General features: G+C 50.6%; 16 protein-coding genes and 1 pseudogene. 14 read left to right on the top strand and 3 right to left on the bottom strand.

What is annotated here, in order from left to right; genetic code table 11:
• Positions 1–273 precede the first annotated feature (273 nt).
• From J4614_RS12280 to J4614_RS12240, 9 genes and pseudogenes are all read left to right on the top strand, one after another.
• Complete coding sequence (locus J4614_RS12280) at positions 274–1008, top strand: hypothetical protein (protein ID WP_208293188.1); 735 nt, start codon at positions 274–276, stop codon at positions 1006–1008.
• Positions 981–1281 (top strand): annotated as a pseudogene (locus J4614_RS12275) (hypothetical protein). Before J4614_RS12280 ends, J4614_RS12275 begins: the two are co-directional and overlap by 28 nt.
• A gap of 512 nt (positions 1282–1793) precedes the next feature.
• Positions 1794–3368: an EAL domain-containing protein gene (locus J4614_RS12270; RefSeq protein ID WP_072105317.1), complete on the top strand. Its 1575-nt coding sequence runs from the start codon at positions 1794–1796 to the stop codon at positions 3366–3368.
• Positions 3369–3467: 99 nt separating this feature from the next.
• Positions 3468–4211, top strand: a complete 744-nt coding sequence (locus J4614_RS12265) for a hypothetical protein (RefSeq protein WP_001527382.1) — start codon at positions 3468–3470, stop codon at positions 4209–4211.
• Complete coding sequence (locus tag J4614_RS12260; protein WP_000545418.1) at positions 4184–4672, top strand: hypothetical protein; 489 nt, start codon at positions 4184–4186, stop codon at positions 4670–4672. Before J4614_RS12265 ends, J4614_RS12260 begins: the two co-directional genes overlap by 28 nt.
• Before the next feature lie 401 nt (positions 4673–5073).
• A complete protein-coding gene (locus tag J4614_RS12255; RefSeq protein ID WP_000830237.1) occupies positions 5074–5598 on the top strand; it encodes an Ail/Lom family outer membrane beta-barrel protein in 525 nt (174 codons plus the stop codon).
• 143 nt (positions 5599–5741) lie between these two features.
• A complete protein-coding gene (locus J4614_RS12250) occupies positions 5742–6383 on the top strand; it encodes a helix-turn-helix transcriptional regulator (RefSeq protein WP_000610824.1) in 642 nt (213 codons plus the stop codon).
• Positions 6384–6393: 10 nt separating this feature from the next.
• Positions 6394–6618, top strand: coding sequence for a membrane protein (locus J4614_RS12245; protein ID WP_000737124.1), 225 nt, complete (start codon positions 6394–6396; stop codon positions 6616–6618).
• A 57-nt stretch (positions 6619–6675) separates the two neighbouring features.
• Positions 6676–7035: a DUF4156 domain-containing protein gene (locus J4614_RS12240; protein ID WP_208293187.1), complete on the top strand. Its 360-nt coding sequence runs from the start codon at positions 6676–6678 to the stop codon at positions 7033–7035.
• Positions 7036–7104: 69 nt separating this feature from the next.
• Here the strand turns inward: J4614_RS12240 and mdsC are convergent, their stop codons facing one another.
• Genes mdsC through mdsA form a run of 3 tightly spaced genes read right to left on the bottom strand, consistent with a single transcriptional unit; the run spans position 7105 to position 12969 of the window.
• Positions 7105–8562, bottom strand: coding sequence for a multidrug efflux transporter outer membrane subunit MdsC (mdsC, locus tag J4614_RS12235; RefSeq protein WP_001543180.1), 1458 nt, complete (start codon positions 8560–8562; stop codon positions 7105–7107).
• Between the two features lie 16 nt (positions 8563–8578).
• Positions 8579–11746 (bottom strand): multidrug efflux RND transporter permease subunit MdsB, encoded by a 3168-nt coding sequence (gene mdsB, locus J4614_RS12230; RefSeq protein WP_000673156.1) that lies wholly within the window; start codon positions 11744–11746, stop codon positions 8579–8581.
• A complete protein-coding gene (mdsA, locus tag J4614_RS12225) occupies positions 11743–12969 on the bottom strand; it encodes a multidrug efflux RND transporter periplasmic adaptor subunit MdsA (protein WP_023137185.1) in 1227 nt (408 codons plus the stop codon). The genes mdsB and mdsA overlap by 4 nt, the downstream gene beginning before the upstream one ends.
• A 276-nt stretch (positions 12970–13245) precedes the next feature.
• Between mdsA and golT the strand changes: the two genes are divergently transcribed.
• The 5 genes from golT to J4614_RS12200 all read left to right on the top strand — a co-directional run bounded on the left by golT (position 13246) and on the right by J4614_RS12200 (position 19974).
• Entirely contained in the window at positions 13246–15534 is a 2289-nt protein-coding gene (gene golT, locus J4614_RS12220; RefSeq protein WP_000083315.1) for a gold/copper-translocating P-type ATPase GolT, read from the top strand.
• Between the two features lie 11 nt (positions 15535–15545).
• Positions 15546–16010 carry an Au(I) sensor transcriptional regulator GolS gene (gene golS, locus J4614_RS12215; RefSeq protein WP_208293186.1) on the top strand — a complete coding sequence of 155 codons (465 nt, stop codon included), beginning with the start codon at positions 15546–15548 and terminating at the stop codon, positions 16008–16010.
• Between the two features lie 77 nt (positions 16011–16087).
• The gene (golB, locus tag J4614_RS12210; protein ID WP_001159470.1) at positions 16088–16282 is read left to right on the top strand and encodes a gold resistance metallochaperone GolB; all 195 of its coding nucleotides are present in this window, start codon (positions 16088–16090) and stop codon (positions 16280–16282) included.
• A 291-nt stretch (positions 16283–16573) separates the two neighbouring features.
• The gene (locus J4614_RS12205; RefSeq protein WP_000288504.1) at positions 16574–17827 is read left to right on the top strand and encodes an MFS transporter; all 1254 of its coding nucleotides are present in this window, start codon (positions 16574–16576) and stop codon (positions 17825–17827) included.
• Positions 17828–18015: 188 nt separating this feature from the next.
• Positions 18016–19974 (top strand): site-specific DNA-methyltransferase, encoded by a 1959-nt coding sequence (locus J4614_RS12200; RefSeq protein ID WP_208293185.1) that lies wholly within the window; start codon positions 18016–18018, stop codon positions 19972–19974.
• Positions 19975–19983 lie beyond the last annotated feature (9 nt).

Genomic DNA, 19983 nt, shown 5'->3' with positions numbered 1-19983 from the left:
CTGAAATGTGCTTCTGAAACAGTATAATTAGTCTTACTTTTTTCTTACTTTTGGCCTTTCAGAAGTTTCCTGAGTTTGCGTTAAGGTAAAGAAAAGTGTTCAGATTTACCTATAACTGTTTGATTTGTAATGTGCAGGTAATACTTGTGTCAATTATTGTTTACTATAAGTGAGACTTATAAGTTAAACTCAGGTTAATTAGGGGGCTGAATTCTTTTTTGAGCATGATAATATGTCGTCTGAATGATGGATGCAGTTACCTTTAGGATTGTCATGAATGAAAGCATATTTTTACTTGATAAGCGTGTTGTATTTGATAGTACGAAGATGACCTTATCGCATGGTAATGAGATAATCAGGATATCAGAAGCTGAGACCCATCTGCTTCTTGCTTTTTGGCATGGTCTTTACAAAAAAGAAGATATTATTCATTTTGTTTGGGAAAATCGTGGAGGCTGCGTCTCAGAATCAAGTTACTATAAACTCATTAATCAAATGAGAAATGATTTTAGTAGCATCGGTCTACAGCCATCTGATATCGTAACTCGCCCTCGGGTGGGGGTGTCGCTGTCTGTTGCCATTGAACCTATAAAAAAAATCACCTCCCTAAAGGTGAGTGATGAAAACGTTAAGGGCACCCCGGCTCGGGAGAACATATTTTACAAAATTAAACGTCACAGCGTATTTGTGGTATTAACAGGAGCCATTCTTCTGGCATTGCTCTATGGTGTATTTACTATATATAAAGCGCCTGTTCGTAACAGCTCTGATAGTTTTTTTACATATCTTGGCGAATATAACGATTATGCAATCTATAAAACAAAAGAGGATAAGGTCACATTAAGTGAAGTAGTTTTTGCTTTTAACTCTCTAAAAATTAAAATTTACCGGCAAAATGGACGCCATCTTTATTATATCAGGGAGCCTAACATGAATATTTTTCTGCAATGCTTAAATCCTGTTGAAATGGCGGTGCCAAAATGTATTACAGTAAAAGAACGTTACTGATTATATTTGTAATATTTATCGCCATTGTCGCAATCGGATCGGTAATAGCGCTTGAGTGGGTAAATCGTGACTCTTATAGAACCAATAATCTTATATGCACGACAAAATCAGAAGCGTATATTGCGCCACGAAAATTGTACATGGATGGTGGACTTGTGCTGGATCTTAAATCCGGCAGGATTACCCTACACTACGATGTTACTACCGATACGAAAGAAAAACGGCTTTTTTTTCGTGACATCTGCATCAGCAAACTGCGCAGAACGGGTATGAAAACATTTACTTTTAAAGTTAATTCAGTTAAGACTTTTGAGTCTGATACTGCTGGCGATTTGTTTTCCTGGTTGAGACTGTTACAGCCTGGTACGATTAATGAGTTAAAGATGGTAAAAATTGGGAAAAATACCTACATGTTTTCGCTTAATCGGCATTTGTATAATGTGTGTACCACCAGTAGTAACGTTGAGTTGTAGCCAATAATCCCTGTATTGATGGGAATTCGTTCCATGATGGTTACGCCTCATCAGGCAGCGAACCTGGTATCAGGCTAACATATTGAATGCGTCTGTATTTTAGATATCTGCTATCGCTTATTTTAACGATAGTATCCTGCACCTGTTGGGTATTGATATTTTCTTGTCTATTTTCGGCACAGGGAGTGCTATCTTGCTATCATTAAGAACGTATAACCTATCTCTCAATATTGCTTTTCTATATTAATGTTACTTTAGTTATCCTATAAAAGCGTACAGTGGCAAAAGGAAGGCCGGTAAGAGGGCAATGATTTGAAAGTAAGAAAGCTATTTCTGATGTTGTTTATTGCCGTTCCACTGATCGTAATGATATTGGTGGGGTTACTCGCGGGTATCTTCCAGCTAAAACGAGATATCGCCGTCAGCGCCAATACGCTGCTGCGGTTTAGCGCGGATATATCTGCCGCCTCCTGGCAAGTCGCCGGAAAAGCCGCCAGACTGGCTGAGAGTTCCTGCACTGACACGCTGAAAGAACTGTCCAGAACGCGGGCCTTCACTCCTTATGTCCGTGACATTGGGTTTCTGGAAAATGGTGATATCACTTGCTCCTTTGTCACAGGAACCGAACGCTATCATTTTTCCCGGCTGGCAGGGCTTTCTTTACCTGCTTCTTATCCGGAACGGTGGTTGCGATCTATCGGTAGTATGGCCGAAGGACCCAATCGCCTTGTTGTGGTTTATGTGAAAAAAGTAGCAGCGAATAAAGCGGCTTTCGTCATTGTGGATTCGCAGTATGTCCAGGAGCTCATGGAGATATTGGCTGCAGAGAGAGCATCAGCCTTTAGCCTGACATTCGGCGCAGGGGAGGCGATTACCAGCGCTGCGACGTTGCGCGGTAAGGCGTTTTTAACGCAGCGGTTCACCTCAACCGATCACACTATCCAGCTGATGGTACGAACCCCTTTCTCAACGTTATCGGCATACTGGTTACAAAACCTTTTTATTTTTGTTCCGCTGTCATTGTGTCTTTCTGTAGGGATGATGTTGTTCTACAGGCGCTGGTATTTAAAACGTTTATCTCTGGCCCGGGAGATTGCCAGGGGAATAACACACAATGAGTTTACGGTACATTATCAACCTGTTTTTAATGTTAAATACGGTAGTTGCGGTGGCGTGGAGGCGCTAATGCGCTGGCCGCAACCGGATGGCCGTTTTATAACCCCGGATATTTTTATTACCGCCGCAGAAAATGAAGGCATGATTATTCCACTCTCTCGTCATCTGTTCGAACTGATTGCTCATGACGTGATAAACTGGACTGTACCGGATGATTTCTATATCAGCGTAAATATATCGCCTGCGCATCTTATGGATGACGGTTTTATACAAGATATAGAGGTGCTCAGGACTCGTTTGGGAACGATAACGCTTATGTTGGAGCTCACCGAGCGTAGCCTGATTGTAGAACCTTCACAGGTCGCAGAAAAACTTTCAACGCTCCGTGAAAAAGGCGTGTTAATAGCGATTGATGATTTTGGGACCGGCTATTGCTCACTCTCCTATCTCCAGCAATTACCTGTAGACTACCTTAAAATAGACAGAACGTTTATCGATACCATTGATACCAGCAGCAATGATGTTCCTGTCCTGGATACTATCATTACGCTGAGTCAGCGACTGGGGCTCAATGTGGTTGCCGAAGGGGTCAGTACCCAGCACCAATTGCGTTACATCTTAAGCCACGGGGTAGGATTCGTTCAGGGATTTCTTTATGCCAGGCCGATGGGGGCTAATGACTTTATGAGCTGGCTTGGCAAGTCGGCCCAGAGGCAAAATGGTTTACTCAAGGGGGAAAACGGATCCGCGAGCGGCCTGGTGGCTGAATAATACAGGAGCTCGCTACGGAAAAAAATTCAATAGCGCGATATATCCTGGTAATATGTTTATGCCGTGAAGAAACGTGATAGCACTGGGGCGGATATTTTTATGAGTCAGAACAATTATCTGATTGACAAAAGAGTTATTCTTGATTGTGAACGAATGACGCTTTCCTGCGCCGGAGAGTCGATAACGATATCTGAATCGGAACGCAGTTTGCTTATCGCTTTTCATGAAGGCCTTTTTAAAAAAGATGATTTAATTAACTATGTCTGGGGGCGCAAAGGTGTCGTGGTCTCTGATGCCAGTTATTACAAACTGATTAACCAGCTACGAGGATCATTTGATAAAATTGGTCTTAAGGGGGCGTCTGTTGTGACTCGTCCCCGCGTGGGTGTTTTACTCTCAGTTTCCATTGAACCGTTGAGTGATGAGGCGCAAAATATGCCGTTGCCTGCTGTTGCTGAAACAGAATTATCGACGGTTGAAGTGCGACACGATGACACTATTATTACCCCAATACCGGGCGCTGTGAATAAAAAAGATTGGCTCTACTTTTGCCTGGCCGCGCTTCTGATGTTTTTTATGATGTATAAAGTTAAGGGTGAAAATATTGATTACTTTACCCTCCAGGGTTCGTATGATGGATACACTTTTTATAGTGTAGGGCATGATAAAACCCATCTGACGGATATCGTTGAAGCGTACTCCGAGATGAGTAATGAAATACATAAACAAAACGGAAAAATCATTTATTACATTCGCGTTCCTAATACAAATATTTTTGTCCAGTGTCTTAACCAACTTGATATAGCGGAGCCGAAATGCATTTCCATAAAAGAACGTTATTAAGCGTGGCGACGCTTGGTATGTTGGCTGTTTCAGTCGTACTGATGGTAGTTTGGGTACGAAACAGTAACCATAGTTCTATTAATACTAATGAATTTTTATGTACGACAAGAACGGTAACGACGATACAGCCTAAAGATATCCATGCCGATGGCAGTCTTGTTCTTGATTTTAAGATGAAGAGAATTACGCTTCAATATGAAATAAAAACAAAAGATAACGGTGTAAAAATATTATACCGGGACGTGTATATGAAAAATTTACATCGAACAGCGCCTGGTGTTTATACGTTCGAAGTATCCCAGGTAAAAGTCTTTGCCACGGACACGGCTGGCGATCTGTTATCACATTTACGGGTTTTGCATCCGGAAGCGGCTAATGAGATTCGAATATCTAAAGTGGGTGAGAAAACCTTTTTCTATTCTCTTAATCGGCAGCTTTATAACGTTTGTACCGCGCAGTAGATCTGAATGTTGTCTGAATGCGTCAGAAAGCGAGTTGCGAAATTGCCCTCCGCAAAGGTAAAGGTTAACTCAATAATCAATTAAAATACATATAAAACAATTAGTTATGAATTTTTTACTCTTCATGGAGGTAACTGATACTCGCTGATAACCTCTCGCAGCCCGCCTGACGGATAAGATGCCAGGAGCGGGTCTGAAGCAACTATGAATCCGCTATTAATAAAAAAGTAAGAACTCTGTAAGACTGATTTCATATCCATTATCGAATATATCAGGTTATATTACCTCCGCAGTTGGCATGACTGGTAATAAGCGCATTAGGTGCTCTTAATCTAAATGCTATTTGTGTGCCATAAGTTCCGGTACCGCCTTAATTATATATCAAAAATGGAGTGGTTTTAATGAAAAGACGGTCTTCGTTCCTTGTTTTTTTAGGTTTATTATTAGCGTCACCTTTAGCTTTGGCTAACGATCAGCACACCGTATCGTTTGGTTATGCACAAACTCATCTCAGTTCATTGAAAAATAGCGATAGCAAAGATCTGCGAGGCTTTAATTTTAAATATCGTTACGAGTTCAATGAGACCTGGGGGATGTTAGGCTCATTCACCGCGACGCGCAATGAAATGGAGAACTACACCTGGAAAGAGGGGAAGTTGCATAAAAATGGTTCCGATTCTGTGGACTATGGTTCTTTGATGTTTGGACCAACATATCGTTTTAATGACTATGTGAGCCTGTACGGCAATGCGGGTATAGCGACGATGAAATTTAATAAACACTCAAAAGAAGACTCCTTTGCCTACGGCGCTGGCGTAATATTTAATCCAGTTAAGAGTATATCTATCGATGCATCATGGGAAGCCAGTCGTTTCTTCGCTGTGGATACCAATACATTTGGTGTCAGCGTAGGTTATCGCTTCTGATATTAAAAGTATAAGCGTTACGTTTATGGCAAGGAATTAAAAATAATATGGCGCTGCTACAGAATAGGGATGGTTATGATCGCTCAGGTAATCTTAAGAGGAAGATAAAACACTCACCGTAGCGTTATTCTATTGATGAAATTATGATAAATTCACTATCGGAACAACTTCCGTTAAAAACGATAGGTATAGTTTTAACGGATGATTATTATACTTATTTAGGCATCGCTTCACTCTTTGAGGATGGGAAGTGCTTTATGTTCCCACTCAATGGAGAATATAATTCGTGTCAGATATCAGCTAGCGAAGATATCATAATTATTATTGATGGACGAGTTTTGATTCAGGGGGTCTGGAAAGGTTTTAAGGCGCTCATGCAGCATTATCCACATGCTCGTCGAATCTGGCTCACGCGCAGAGATATTGGAAAACTTTATCCACATGGCTGCGATAGAGATCCTGATATCGATCCCGATTTGGCAAAGCCTGTTTTTATTGAACATTTCATTAAATACGCTTGTGCAAACGATGTAGCGGTCGGTGAACTTGCGCCGTTGACAAAAAAGGAGGAGGAGTTGTTATGGCACTTTTTATATAAAAAGTCGATGAGTCAGATCGCCAGTAGCTATGGCATGAGTCGTAAGACTTTGTACATTCATAGATTGCGTATCTGTCGTAAATATGGCTTCAAACGCTTTTTCCATTTGCTATTTATTTACCAAAGAAGTCGCCATATCTTCGCATCTAAAATTTGCCGTGTAGACAAAAACGCCGATCAGGCTTGAAGCAAACAAGATGAAAAAGTTAACGATGAGAGAGTGTGAAAGCATCAATCCTACTTTGCTGCTTGCCATTAAGATACTTATCTCGGCGCTTGACGAAAAAACAAAAATAAGGCTCAGAGAGCATATTGAAAAAACTGAACAAGAAATAGCCTCAAGCATACATGATAGCATCATGACAGAGACTTTTCTTCAGCAAATGAAAGACATTCGTTACATCTTAAATATAGTTCCTTGACGGCGTTCAGAAGCAAGAACGCGTTATTATTTAATGATTAATAGACCAGGTATTAGTATGAAAAAGATCTTAGTATGTTTCGTCGGCTTGGCTTTAACCGCATGTAGTGCTAATTCGTTGAATTATGGCGCTGAACAGGTACGGGTGATGACCAGCGAGCCAGGTAAGGAATGCAGCTACTTAGGAGATATCATGGGCAGCCAGGGGAATTTCTTTACCGGTGGCTGGACTTCCAACAGTAACCTGGAAACGGGTGCCCGTAACGATCTGAAAAACAAAGCTTATAAAATGGGCGGCAATACGGTAGTCCTGTTAACCCAGCGTGCAGGCCAGACAGGAAGTTCATGGCACGGTTCGGGCTCAAGCAAACAAACCAATGTCACGTTAAGCGGGAACGTTTATCGTTGCCCTCGTTAACCTTATTTTGCAGGCAATATATGCCTGTTTAGCGCGCGCGCCGCACTGGCGACGCGCGCGCTATTTGGGCTAACCTTGCTTTTTCTCGCTGTATTCCCGCCAACCGCCGCCTAATGCTTTATACAGATTAATGATATTTAGCTGTTGCATGAGCCGTGTGCGTACCAGGCGCTGTTGCGCGCCATAAAGCATACGATGGGTATCAAGCAGCGTAAGGTAGTCATCGACGCCTTCCTGAAAACGGAGTCCGGCCAGCTCATAGGCGATTTGACTGGCTTCAACCGCGCGTTGTTCTGATTGCACCTGGTCATTCAGCGTACGCTGTCCCGCCAGACCATCCGCCACGTCGCGAAAGGCTTGCTGAATAACGTTTTCATACCTGGCGATTTCAATCTGTTTTTGGACATGCGCCCTGTCCAGGTCAGCGCGTAATGCGCCGCCGTGAAAGAGAGGCAAGGTGATTTGCGGTAGAAAACGCCAGCTTCCCGATCCCGGTTCAAAGAGCCCGCTAAGAGACGCGCTGGCCGTTCCCGCCGTGCCTGTCAGGCTGATTGTCGGGAAGAAGGCGGCGCGCGCTGCGCCTATTCGGGCGTTTGCGCCGCGCAGCCTGTACTCGGCGGCGCGAATATCCGGGCGGCGTACCAGCAGATCTGACGGTAATCCGCCTGGCAGAGTGGTCGGGATCGCGCCTTCCGTAAGCGTGACCGCCTCGTTTAGTCGACGCGACAGTTCAGGCGTGAGCGGCTGGCCCAACAGCAATTCCAGCGCGTTACGATCCCGCGCCAACTGTCGCGTATACGCCGCGCGATTGATTTCCGCAGAACGCAGCGCGATCTCCGCCATACGCAGATCGAGCTGTGTGGCGTTGCCTGTCCGGGCAAGCTGGGTTGTCAATGTGTATGAACTTTTTTGCGCGGCCAGCGTATCTTCGGTTAAGCGCAGCAGCTCCCGGTCAGCCCGTAGCGTCAGCCAGGCGCTGGCGACTTCGGAAACCAGGCTCATTCGCGCCGCAATGTACGTCTCATCAAGCGCCATATAGGCGGCTAATGCCTGGTCGCTAAGGCTTCGCACTCGCCCCCAGAGATCCAGTTCCCAGGCCGTCGTCGCCCCAGCCATCTCGTAGCGTCGGTTAATCTCAGGCTCGTCCGTGACGCTGAGATCGGCGGGAGTGCGACCGGCGTCCATGGCGGTGGCGATGCCGAGCGTCGGCAGCATCTCCGCGCGCTGAATACGGTATAACGCCCGGGCGGCTTCAACATTGAGCCCTGCCTTGCGTAAATCCCGATTATTTCGTAACGCGATCGCGATCAGTTCCTGTAGAAGCGGATCGTGGAAGAAATCACGCCAGCCAATGTCAGCGGCATCCGGCGCGCCAGAAACGGTTGACGTTGCGTAGGGATAGACCATCGCAGTCGGCGATGCGGGGCGTTCGTGTTTCGGCGCCATCGTACAGCCAGCAAGCGTGGTGACGAAAGCAAGCGTCGCCAGCGTGGCGGTCTGCCGATAGCCTGTAAAAGTGATCTTCATTATGCCATTCCCATCATTATGCTTGCTGATCATGCGAATCAACGCGGTTCTCACGCTTTAATGCCATCCTGCGAACCACCACGTAAAATACAGGCGTCAATAACAGGCCGAAGAGCGTGACGCCCAACATTCCGGCAAACACGGCGATGCCCATCGCATGTCGCATTTCCGCGCCGGCACCCGTCGCGAGTACCAGCGGTACTACGCCTGCGATAAAGGCGAATGAGGTCATCAGGATAGGACGCAGACGCAGGCGTGACGCTTCCAGCACGGCGGTCAGCGGGTCTGCGCCGTCGTGTTCTTTGGCGCGGGCAAACTCGACAATCAAAATGGCGTTCTTGGCCGCCAGGCCGACCAGCACCACGAAACCAATCTGCGTAAAGATATTGTTATCTCCGCCAGATACCCACACGCCGACAATGGCTGAGAGTAATGACATAGGCGCAATAAGCAGGACGGCGAAGGGCAGCGACCAACTGTTGTACTGCGCCGCCAGGATCAGGAAGGCCAACAGCACCGCCAGCGCAAAGATAGCAAGCGCGGAGTTGCCGGCCTGTTTTTCCTGATAAACCAGATCGGTCCATTCGAAGACCATCCCTTCCGGCAACGTTTCACGCACGATCTTTTCAATCGCGTCCGTCGCCTGTCCGGAGGAAAAGCCCGGAGCCGGTCCACCGCTAATATCTACCGAGGGGAAGCCGTTGTAATGGATGATTCTGTCCGGCCCCGACTGGCGCATAATCGTGACGAAAGCGCTAAGCGGGATCATCTCGCCCTTCGCATTGCGGACTTTAAGCAGGCCGATATCCTCTTGTTGCATACGGAATGGCGCATCGGCCTGCGCCATCACCCGCCAGGTGCGGCCAAATCGGTTGAAATCGTTGACGTAAAGCGATCCGAGGTTAATTTGCAACGTTTCAAAGATGTCGGTGAGCGATACCCCCATTGATTTCGCCTTCACCCGGTCGATATCCACCTGTAATTGCGGGGCGTTCGTCTGGAAACTGGCCAGCATATTGGCCAGTTCGGGCGTCTGCATCGCCTTAGACATAATCTCGCTTTGCACCTTTGTCATCGCTTCAAATCCCAGTTCCGCACGATCTTCAATCTGCAATTTAAAGCCGCCCGTCGCGCCAAGCCCTGGAACCGGCGGCGGCGGGAAGATGCCAATAAATCCGTCGGGAATGTGGCTAAATTTGTGCATTAGCTTTCCGGCGATAGCGTTAGCGGAAAGCGAAGGATCTTCACGCTCGTCAAAGGGTTTCAGCATGGCGAACATCAGCGCCGAATTTGGCACATTTACCGGGCCGTTAACCGACAGGCCGGGGAAGACGACGACGCTTTCAACGCCGGGTTCCGCCAGCGCGATAGCGGACATCTGTTTCACGACCGCCTCTGTGCGATCCAACGATGCGCCGCTTGGGAGCTGGGCGATGCCGACGAGATAGTATTTATCCTGCGCAGGCACAAACCCGTTCGGCACCTGATGGAAGCCAAGCCAGGTCAGCCCCACAAAGCCAGCATAGAGCACCATCACAATGACGCTGCTGCGCACGGCCCGACGGACGGCGCTAACATAGCGGTTCGACGCGCTGTCGAAGAAACGGTTAAAGCGATGGAAAAAACCGCCAGTGACCGTGCCCATCAACCGCGTTAGCCAGTCAGCCTTCGCAGTATCGTGGTGCGGTCTTAACAAAATGGCGGCCAGCGCAGGGGAGAGCGTCAGTGAGTTAATGGCCGAAAGGATGGTCGAAATAGCGATGGTCAACGCGAACTGACGATAAAACTCACCCTGCAGGCCCGCCAGGAATGCGGAAGGGATAAAGACCGCCGTTAGCACCGAGGTAATAGAAAGAATGGGACCAGTGACTTCATCCATGGCCTTCTTTGCCGCCTCTCCGGGACTTTTGCCCTGCGAGATATGCCGTTCCACGTTTTCGACCACAACGATGGCGTCATCGACAACGATACCTATCGACAGGACCAAACCAAACAGCGAAAGCGTATTCAGCGAAAAGCCAAACAGGTGCATCAAGGCAAAGGTGCCGACCAGCGAAACGGGAACCGCCACCAGAGGAATAATGGACGCCCGCCAGGTTTGCAGGAACAGCACCACGACAAGGACGACCAGCACGAGGGCTTCCAGCAACGTAATCGCCACCGATTGTAGCGATGCGCGCACGAAGACCGTAGGATCATAGGCAATCCGGTATTCGATATCCTGCGGGAAGTTTTGCTGCAACTCATCCATTTTGCCGCGAATCGCGTTAGACACGTCAATCGCATTGGCGCCCGGACTTTGAATAATCTGTAACGCTGGCGCCGCTTCGCCATTCAGTAAACTGCGCAGCGTATAGGCATCTGCGCCCAGCGTGACGCGGGCGACATCACGCAGTCGCGTCACCTCGCCGTCAGCGCCGATTTTTACCACAATCTCGCCGAACTGTTCTTCGCTGGTCAGGCGGCCCAGCGTGTTTACCGTCATCTGAAAAGCGGCGGAGGCCTCCGGCTGTTGCCCGACGGAACCGGCGGCGACCTGTACGTTTTGTTCCCGCAACGCCGTAACGATATCACTGGCGGTAAGACCGCGGTTGGCGATTTTCGCCGGGTCCAGCCAGACGCGCATGGCGTACTCGCCCGCGCCCCAGACGAGAACATCGCCGACGCCGGGTAAACGGGCCAGTTCGTCGCGAACCTGCCGGATGGCGAAGTTAGACAGGTAAAGCGAGTCATAGCGTTTTTGCGGCGAGACAAGATGGACCACCATCAACATATCGGGGGACGTTTTCTCCGTTACAACGCCAATTCGCTGGACTTCTTCGGGCAGGCGGGGCAGCGCGCGGGATACCCGGTTTTGCACCTGAATTTGCGCCATATCAGGATCGGTTCCCTGTTCGAAGGCGATAGAGATAACCATGCGACCATCAATGGCCATCTGGGTATTCATATACAACATGCCGTCAACGCCGTTGATTACCTGTTCCAGCGGCGCGGCTACCGTATCGGCAATCACTTGCGGGTTAGCGCCGGGGTAGCTGGCGCTAACCTGTACCGTGGGCGGCGTAACGGCCGGATATTCACTCAGCGGCAGTTTTAAAAAGGCGATAGCGCCAGCCAGCAGCATTAACAGCGACAGGACGATGGCGAAGATGGGCCGTGCGATGAAAAAGTGGGTGAATTTCATTGGCGCACCGCCTTCGACGCGCTGTCGCCGTCCGCTTTAGTCAATGTCGCGGTCTGTTTGTCGGGCATATTCTGCCGCATCGGCACCAGACGCGGCGCAACGGTCATGCCAGGACGCACCAGCCCCTTGAGGATGATTTTTTCTCCCGGCTGTACTCCCTGTGTAACGACGCGGAGTCCATCGACCATTTGTCCCAACTCAACCGGACGATACTCCACCTGATTCTCCTTGCCGACGATCAGCACATAGTTTTTGCCCTGATCGGCGCTCACCGCCAGATCGTCAATCAGCACGGTTTCCCGCGGCTCGCCGATGGGCAAACTGATTCGGGCAAACAGGCCGGGAGAAAGCATTCCGTCGGGGTCAGGAATCACGGCGCGCGCCCGGATAGTGCCGGTGCTGCGGTTCATCTGATTGCCCATAAAGTCGAGTACGCCCTGATAAGGCAGCCCGTTATCGGTGGTTAACCCCATGTTGACTACCGGTGGATTTTTGTCGGAGCGGGTATGCCGTAACGCCTTCAGCCAGGTGGCTTCGTCAATATCGAAATACACATACATGGGATTGTGAGACACGATAGTCGTCAGAAGCGTGGCGTTACCCGCTACGCCGCCGCTGACCAGATTGCCCCGGGTCACCAGTATGCGGTCAACGCGTCCGGCAATGGGCGCGGTAATACGGGTCCAGGAGAGTTCAAGGCGCGCTGCGGCGACGGCGGCTTTGGCCGATTGCATCTGCGCCTGTCGCGCATTACGCGTGGCGGTGACATCGTCAGCGTTTTTACGTGATACGGCGCCGCTGGCGACCAGTCGTTGAATGCGATCGAAATCCGCCTGCGCCTGGCGGGCCAGTACTTCAGCCTGACGTAATTGCGCGACGGCGGTGTCGAGGGCGACCTCGAACGGGCGCGGATCGATCTGGAACAGCAGTTGTCCGCGGCTTACCAGACGTCCTTCCGGAACGCTGACGGCGTCAAGGGTTCCTCCCACGCGCGAACGCAGCTCCACGGTCTCCGGCGCGGCCAGAAAACCGGTGAATTCCGCCGTAGGCGCGAGTGTGCGGCTAAGGGCTTTAGCAACCGGTACCGACGGTGGAGGCGGCGCGCTGGCCGGTGGGCCGACGGCGTTGCCTTTATCCCATAGTGCTTCGCCGGCCATGTAAATCACGCCCCCGATGGCGGCGATGACGCCGGCTATCAACATAATTTTGAATGTTCTACGCATGTCGTTTCCCTCTTTACCGCAGCGTGTCGGCCATTCCGCAACGCTGCCGCAGAATTTTTGGCAAAGGCTAGGCGTTACAACGAAGGAAAGGTCAAGCGTTCCTGACGGGTTTTTACGGGGCGTGGGGCGGCATCGTGGCGTAAATGTCTCGCATCATCCTCTTTTATGAGCCATCTCACATTCTCGCCGAACCGTGCAGCCTGAATACGCTTGACCTTCCCACAATGGCAAGCTTTAGGCTTTCTGATACCGAATAGTCAGGATGGGGAAGTCGTCATGAGTCAGTCAGAAAATCGTCACGACACGATAAGCTTACTTATTGAAGGTATGACCTGCGCGTCGTGTGTCGCTCGCGTTGAAAAAGGTATTAAGGCTGTGCCTGGCGTAACGGACGCTACGGTGAATCTGGCGACGGAGCGCGCCACCGTCCGCGGGACGGCGTCGGCGGAGGCGGTGATCGCGGCGATTGAAAAAACGGGGTATGAGGCGCGACCGGTAGAGACGGCGGGGCAGGGCGAAGACGACTCTGAAGAGAAAAAAGAGGCCGAGCGCGTCAGGCTGAAGCGCGATCTGATTCTCGCCAGCGTGCTGGCGCTCCCCGTTTTTGTGCTTGAAATGGGTTCGCACCTTATTCCTGGTATGCACGAGTGGGTGATAAAAACGATTGGCCTGCAACAAAGCTGGTACTGGCAATTTGCACTGACCCTGTTGGTGCTGACGATCCCCGGTCGCCGTTTTTACCTTAAAGGGTTCCCGGCGCTGGCGCGTCTGGCGCCGGACATGAACTCGCTGGTCGCCGTGGGAACCTCAGCGGCATTCGGCTACTCGCTGGTGGCGACCTTTACGCCCGACCTGTTGCCTGAAGGGACGGTAAACGTCTATTACGAGGCCGCCGCAGTGATTGTCGCGCTTATTCTGCTGGGGCGCTTTCTGGAGGCAAGGGCGAAGGGGCGGACTTCCGAAGCGATTAAACGTCTGGTGGGGCTACAGGCGCGGGTCGCGCATGTGTTACGCGAGGGCCGCATCGTGGATATCCCTGTCGACGAGGTTGTGCTGGGCGACTGTGTGGAGGTTCGGCCAGGCGAGCGGATACCGGTTGACGGCGAAGTGACCGAAGGCCGCAGCTTCGTTGACGAGTCGATGATTACCGGCGAACCGATACCGGTAGAGAAATCCGCAGGAAGCGCGGTGGTGGGCGGTACCGTAAACCAAAAAGGCGCGCTCACGCTGCGGGCGACCGCCGTCGGCGGACAGACCATGCTGGCGCAAATCATTCGTCTGGTGGAACAGGCGCAGGGTTCAAAACTGCCGATTCAGGCCGTCGTGGATAAAGTGACGCTGTGGTTTGTCCCAATGGTAATGCTTATTGCTGCGCTGACCTTTGTGGTATGGCTGGCGTTTGGGCCGTCGCCAGCGCTGACTTTCGCTCTAATCAATGGCGTTGCGGTGCTGATTATCGCCTGTCCTTGCGCGATGGGCCTGGCGACGCCGACCTCCATTATGGTGGGAACCGGTCGTGGGGCGGAAATGGGCGTGCTGTTCCGTAAGGGGGAGGCGTTACAGCTACTCAAAGACGCTAAGGTGGTGGCCGTAGACAAAACCGGGACGCTTACCGAAGGCCGCCCGGTACTGACCGATCTCGACGTGGCCAGCGGCTTTGAACGCCGTGAGGTGCTGGCGAAAGTCGCGGCGGTAGAATCGCGTTCAGAGCATCCGATTGCCCGTGCGATTGTCGTGTCGGCAGAAGAGGAAGGGATCGCGCTACCAGGCATGAGCGGCTTCGAATCGGTGACCGGGATGGGCGTATACGCTACCGTTGACGGTACGCGTGTTGACGTGGGGGCCGATCGCTATATGCGCGAAATTGGCGTGGATATTAGCGGCTTCGCCACCACCGCCGAACGGTTAGGACAGGAAGGGAAATCGCCGCTCTATGCGGCTATTGACGGTCAACTGGCGGCGATTATCGCCGTGGCCGATCCGATCAAACCCAGTACGCCCGCCGCAATTAACGCTTTACATCAGCTCGGCATTAAGGTCGCCATGATCACTGGCGATAATGCCCGCACGGCACAGGCTATCGCCAGACAGTTAGGAATTGATGACGTGGTCGCCGAGGTATTGCCGGAAGGGAAAGTCGAGGCGATACGGCGCCTGAAAGCGGCGTATGGGCAGGTGGCGTTTGTCGGCGATGGCATCAACGATGCGCCAGCGCTGGCGGAGTCCGACGTGGGGCTGGCGATTGGCACCGGCACCGATGTGGCGGTGGAATCCGCCGACGTCGTACTAATGTCCGGCAACCTGCAAGGCGTGCCGAATGCTATCGCGCTGTCTAAAGCGACCATCCGCAATATCCACCAGAATCTGTTCTGGGCCTTTGCTTACAATACGGCGCTGATTCCTGTCGCGGCAGGCGCGCTATTTCCGGTCTGGGGCATATTATTGTCCCCGGTATTCGCCGCAGGGGCGATGGCGATGTCGAGCGTGTTCGTGCTGGGCAACGCTTTGCGGCTGCGCCGTTTCCGGGCGCCGATGGCAACCCCATCCGATACATCCACGACATGAGGAGGAGCGTCATGAACATCGGTAAAGCAGCTAAAGCATCGAAAGTCTCGGCCAAAATGATTCGCTACTATGAACAGATTGGTCTGATTCCCGCGGCAAGTCGGACGGATTCCGGCTATCGGGCCTATACCCAGGCTGATGTTAATCAATTGCATTTTATACGCCGCGCGCGCGATCTCGGCTTTTCAGTTGCTGAAATCAGCGACTTACTGAATCTTTGGAATAACCAGTCGCGGCAAAGCGCTGACGTCAAACGCCTGGCGCAGACGCACATTGATGAACTGGACAGACGTATCCAGAACATGCAGCACATGGCGCAAACCCTCAAAGCGCTGATTCACTGCTGCGCCGGCGACGCGCTGCCAGATTGCCCCATTCTGCATACGCTTGGACAACCTGACGATAGCGAGCCGGAGGTGCGTACCGGAGCGGTATTGCGCCGTCCTCGTCGCCACGGACTGGCAAAGCGTCTGTAAGTCCTGAGATTACGCTTGACCTTCCAACACTGGCAAGGCCCAGACTGGCAACAGTTCCCACACAAAAGGAGTTCACCATGCAGTTCCATATTGATGACATGACCTGCGGCGGCTGCGCCAGTACGGTAAAAAAGACGATTCTGACTCTCGATGCTAATGCGACGGTGAGAACCGACCCGGCGACGCGTCTGGTTGACGTTGAAACGTCGCTATCCGCGGAGCAGATTGCCGCCGCCCTGCAAAAGGCCGGTTTCCCGCCGCGCGAAAGGTAATCGTCAATGGCGATCGGTCTGGCGACAGGCCGGTCGCGATACGCTAGCCACGCTTCGCTTTCCTTTGCATGAGATAATCCCCATAAAAACTGTGACAAATCATGTGCCAGTAAGCTTTGTTAATAATATGTAATGATTTGTCTATTTTTGCTAACATTTTACCTGCTATATACAAAAAGATAACAAATAAGTAGCGCAACGCTACCTTGTTACGTCGCTTTGACGACGGGAGCGCTCCAGCGTTTCGCCGCTTCAAAGCTTGATGTTATTTTTTGATGCAGGACACTACCTATGTACACCCCCCTGAACTGGACGACGACACAACGACATGTGGCGTTTGCCAGCTTTACCAGTTGGATGCTGGATGCGTTTGATTTCTTTATCCTTGTCTTTGTACTTAGCGATCTCGCCGAATGGTTTCACGCTTCCGTATCGGACGTTTCCATTGCGATTATGCTGACCCTGGCGGTACGTCCCATTGGCGCGCTGCTATTTGGCCGAATGGCGGAAAAGTACGGACGTCGACCGATACTGATGCTCAATATTCTGTTCTTCACGGTGTTTGAACTGCTTTCCGCCTGGTCGCCCACCTTCATGGCATTTCTGATTTTTCGGGTCATGTACGGCGTGGCGATGGGCGGGATATGGGGCGTCGCGTCATCACTGGCGATGGAAACCATTCCCGATCGTTCGCGTGGCCTGATGTCGGGCATTTTTCAGGCGGGCTATCCCTGCGGCTATCTGTTCGCCTCGGTTATTTTTGGCCTCTTCTACAGTATGGTAGGCTGGCGCGGCATGTTCCTGATTGGCGCCCTGCCTGTTGTCTTGCTGCCTTATATCTGGTTTAAAGTGCCGGAATCCCCCGTCTGGCTGGCGGCCAGAGCGCGTAAAGAGAATACCGCGCTGCTTCCTGTTCTGCGCAAACAGTGGAAGTTGTGTCTGTATCTGGTGCTGGTCATGGCGTTCTTTAACTTTTTCAGTCACGGCACGCAGGATCTCTATCCTACCTTCCTGAAGATGCAGCATGGTTTTGATCCGCATCTGATCAGTATCATTGCGATTTTTTATAACATTGCCGCGATGCTCGGCGGTATTTTCTACGGTACGCTATCGGAACGTATTGGGCGTAAAAAAGCGATCATGATCGCCGCCTTTCTTGCGCTTCCGGTACTCCCGCTATGGGCATTTTCCAGCGGATCATTCACGATTGGCCTGGGCGCGTTCCTGATGCAGTTTATGGTGCAGGGTGCCTGGGGTGTCGTGCCGACCTGGCTGAACGAGCTGGTTCCGGCGAATGCGCGCGCCGTGCTGCCAGGGTTTGTTTACCAACTGGGTAATTTACTGGCGTCGGTTAATGCGACGTTACAGGCCCGCATCGCGGAAACGCATGGTGGCAATTACGGGTTGGCAATGGCGATCGTGGCTGGCGCGGTGGCTATTTTAATCTGTGTATTTGTGGCATTTGGTCGCGAGACCCGGGGAGTCGTCATCTCCGGTACAGATAGCGACGCACTCCCGGAGTCGGCCGTCGGTCATCGCACGTAAACACTACGCTCCTGGCGCATACTGTCGCCGGGAGCACGCCTTCCCCCCGTAGTTTTCACGCCCTTTCAACGAACAACAAAGGTTAATGATGGCATCTGCCTTTCGTGACCATTACAATCATCGCTTACTTTTTTCTTTATAAGAAATTGATTGTTGGACCTTAAAATTGTCAACGGAGCGAAGATATCATGTTGAAAGATAACCAAAAACACAACGAGTCTGTTGCCCCGAATAGCGCCTTTCTGTCTGAGTTACAACGTGCATTACCGGAATTTTTTACCGCCGATCGCTATAACGAGCAGGGCGAACTGATCGCGAAAGGCGGATTTGATCTCGCCAAATTTGAGCGCGCGTTGAAAGCGCGTAATATTGATGAGCTGACTAACGGTTATCAGATTGATTTTATTGGCAAAGATTACGCAAAAAAACAGGCGGGTGAAAAATCCGTTACCGTTATCGTTCCTGACGTGGAACACAATACTCTGGCAGAAAATAAAAACAGCCATAATCTTTTTCTGACCGGAGATAATCTGGATGTGTTACGCCATCTGCAAAATAATTACGCCGATACCGTCGATATGATCTATATCGATCCCCCTTATAACACCGGATCGGACGGGTTTGTCTATCCCGATCATTTTGAATATAGCGATCGGGCGTTGCAGGATATGTTTGGTCTTAATGATACTGAACTGGCACGTTTAAAATCCATTCAGGGTAAATCGACGCACTCCGCGTGGTTATCTTTCATGTATCCGCGTCTTTTCCTGGCCAGGAAGCTCCTGAAAGATACCGGATTTATTTTTATCTCTATCGACGATAATGAGTACGCCAATCTTAAATTAATGATGGATGAGATTTTTGGCGAAGGCGGATTTGTCACCAATGTGATGTGGAAGCGCAAAAAAGAGATTTCTAACGACTCTGATAACGTTTCCATCCAGGGAGAATACATTCTTGTTTACGCCAAAACCGGCCAGGGCGCTTTACGTTTAGAACCGCTTTCTAAAGAGTATATTCAGAAATCCTATAAAGAACCGACCGAACAGTTTCCAGAAGGGAAATGGCGACCGGTGCCGTTAACGGTGTCAAAAGGGCTGAGCGGCGGCGGCTATACCTATAAAATTACCACGCCGAACGGTACGGTACACGAAAGACTATGGGCTTATCCTGAAGCCAGTTACCAAAAACTGGTGGCCGATAATCTGGTCTATTTTGGCAAAGATAACGGCGGTATTCCCCAGCGAGTCATGTACGCGCACCACAGTAAAGGGCAGCCAACGACCAATTACTGGGATAACGTCGCGTCGAATAAAGAGGGGAAAAAGGAGATTCTGGATCTCTTCGGCGACAACGTTTTTGATACGCCGAAACCGACCGCATTATTGAAGAAAATTATCAAGCTCGCCATCGATAAAGACGGCGTCGTTCTGGACTTTTTTGCCGGTTCCGGCACTACGGCCCATGCGGTAATGGCGCTGAATGAAGAAGATGGGGGGCAGCGCACGTTTATTCTGTGTACTATCGATCAGGCATTAAGCAATAACACTATCGCGAAAAAAGCAGGTTATAACACTATTGATGAAATCAGTCGCGAGCGAATTACACGCGTTGCGGCGAAGATCCGCGCCAACAATCCCACCACCAATAGCGACCTCGGTTTTAAACATTATCGTTTTGCCACTCCGACACAGCAGACGCTGGACGATCTGGATAGCTTCGATATTGCTACCGGCCATTTTATCAATACCAGCGGTCAACTGGCCGCTTTCACCGAGTCAGGATTTACCGACATGATCAATCCTTTTTCCGCCAGAGGATTGGGCGTGCCGGGCGGCGCAAGCGGCGAAGAGACCTTATTAACGACATGGCTGGTCGCCGATGGTTACAAAATGGATATTGACGTACAGACCATTGATTTTTCCGGCTATTGCGCCAGGTATGTTGATAATACGCGCCTGTATCTGATTGATGAACGATGGGGAACCGAGCAGACCCGCGATCTTCTCAACCACATTGGTACGCACCAGCTTCCGGTTCAGACCATTGTCATTTACGGCTACTCTTTCGACCTTGAATCCATTCGTGAACTGGAAATCGGCTTAAAACAGCTTGATCAAAAAGTGAACCTGGTGAAGCGTTATTAAGAGGGGATG

This window comes from Salmonella sp. 32031103-2018-00083-FB-01-SM-01, assembly GCF_017571995.1.
Taxonomy (GTDB): domain Bacteria; phylum Pseudomonadota; class Gammaproteobacteria; order Enterobacterales; family Enterobacteriaceae; genus Salmonella; species Salmonella enterica.
The sequence above is the reverse complement of the archived record's forward strand: the minus strand, read 5'-3'. Positions and strand labels throughout refer to the sequence as shown.

Excerpts from the sequence above, each read along its gene's own strand:
- J4614_RS12280 (WP_208293188.1), top strand. The coding sequence starts at position 274 with ATGAATGAAAGCATATTTTTACTTGATAAGCGTGTTGTATTTGATAGT.
- J4614_RS12265 (WP_001527382.1), top strand. The coding sequence starts at position 3,468 with ATGAGTCAGAACAATTATCTGATTGACAAAAGAGTTATTCTTGATTGT.
- J4614_RS12260 (WP_000545418.1), top strand. The coding sequence starts at position 4,184 with ATGCATTTCCATAAAAGAACGTTATTAAGCGTGGCGACGCTTGGTATG.
- J4614_RS12255 (WP_000830237.1), top strand. The coding sequence starts at position 5,074 with ATGAAAAGACGGTCTTCGTTCCTTGTTTTTTTAGGTTTATTATTAGCG.
- J4614_RS12250 (WP_000610824.1), top strand. The coding sequence starts at position 5,742 with ATGATAAATTCACTATCGGAACAACTTCCGTTAAAAACGATAGGTATA.
- J4614_RS12245 (WP_000737124.1), top strand. The coding sequence starts at position 6,394 with ATGAAAAAGTTAACGATGAGAGAGTGTGAAAGCATCAATCCTACTTTG.
- J4614_RS12240 (WP_208293187.1), top strand. The coding sequence starts at position 6,676 with ATGAAAAAGATCTTAGTATGTTTCGTCGGCTTGGCTTTAACCGCATGT.
- mdsC (WP_001543180.1), bottom strand. The coding sequence starts at position 8,562 with ATGAAGATCACTTTTACAGGCTATCGGCAGACCGCCACGCTGGCGACG.
- mdsB (WP_000673156.1), bottom strand. The coding sequence starts at position 11,746 with ATGAAATTCACCCACTTTTTCATCGCACGGCCCATCTTCGCCATCGTC.
- mdsA (WP_023137185.1), bottom strand. The coding sequence starts at position 12,969 with ATGCGTAGAACATTCAAAATTATGTTGATAGCCGGCGTCATCGCCGCC.
- golT (WP_000083315.1), top strand. The coding sequence starts at position 13,246 with ATGAGTCAGTCAGAAAATCGTCACGACACGATAAGCTTACTTATTGAA.
- golS (WP_208293186.1), top strand. The coding sequence starts at position 15,546 with ATGAACATCGGTAAAGCAGCTAAAGCATCGAAAGTCTCGGCCAAAATG.
- golB (WP_001159470.1), top strand. The coding sequence starts at position 16,088 with ATGCAGTTCCATATTGATGACATGACCTGCGGCGGCTGCGCCAGTACG.
- J4614_RS12205 (WP_000288504.1), top strand. The coding sequence starts at position 16,574 with ATGTACACCCCCCTGAACTGGACGACGACACAACGACATGTGGCGTTT.
- J4614_RS12200 (WP_208293185.1), top strand. The coding sequence starts at position 18,016 with ATGTTGAAAGATAACCAAAAACACAACGAGTCTGTTGCCCCGAATAGC.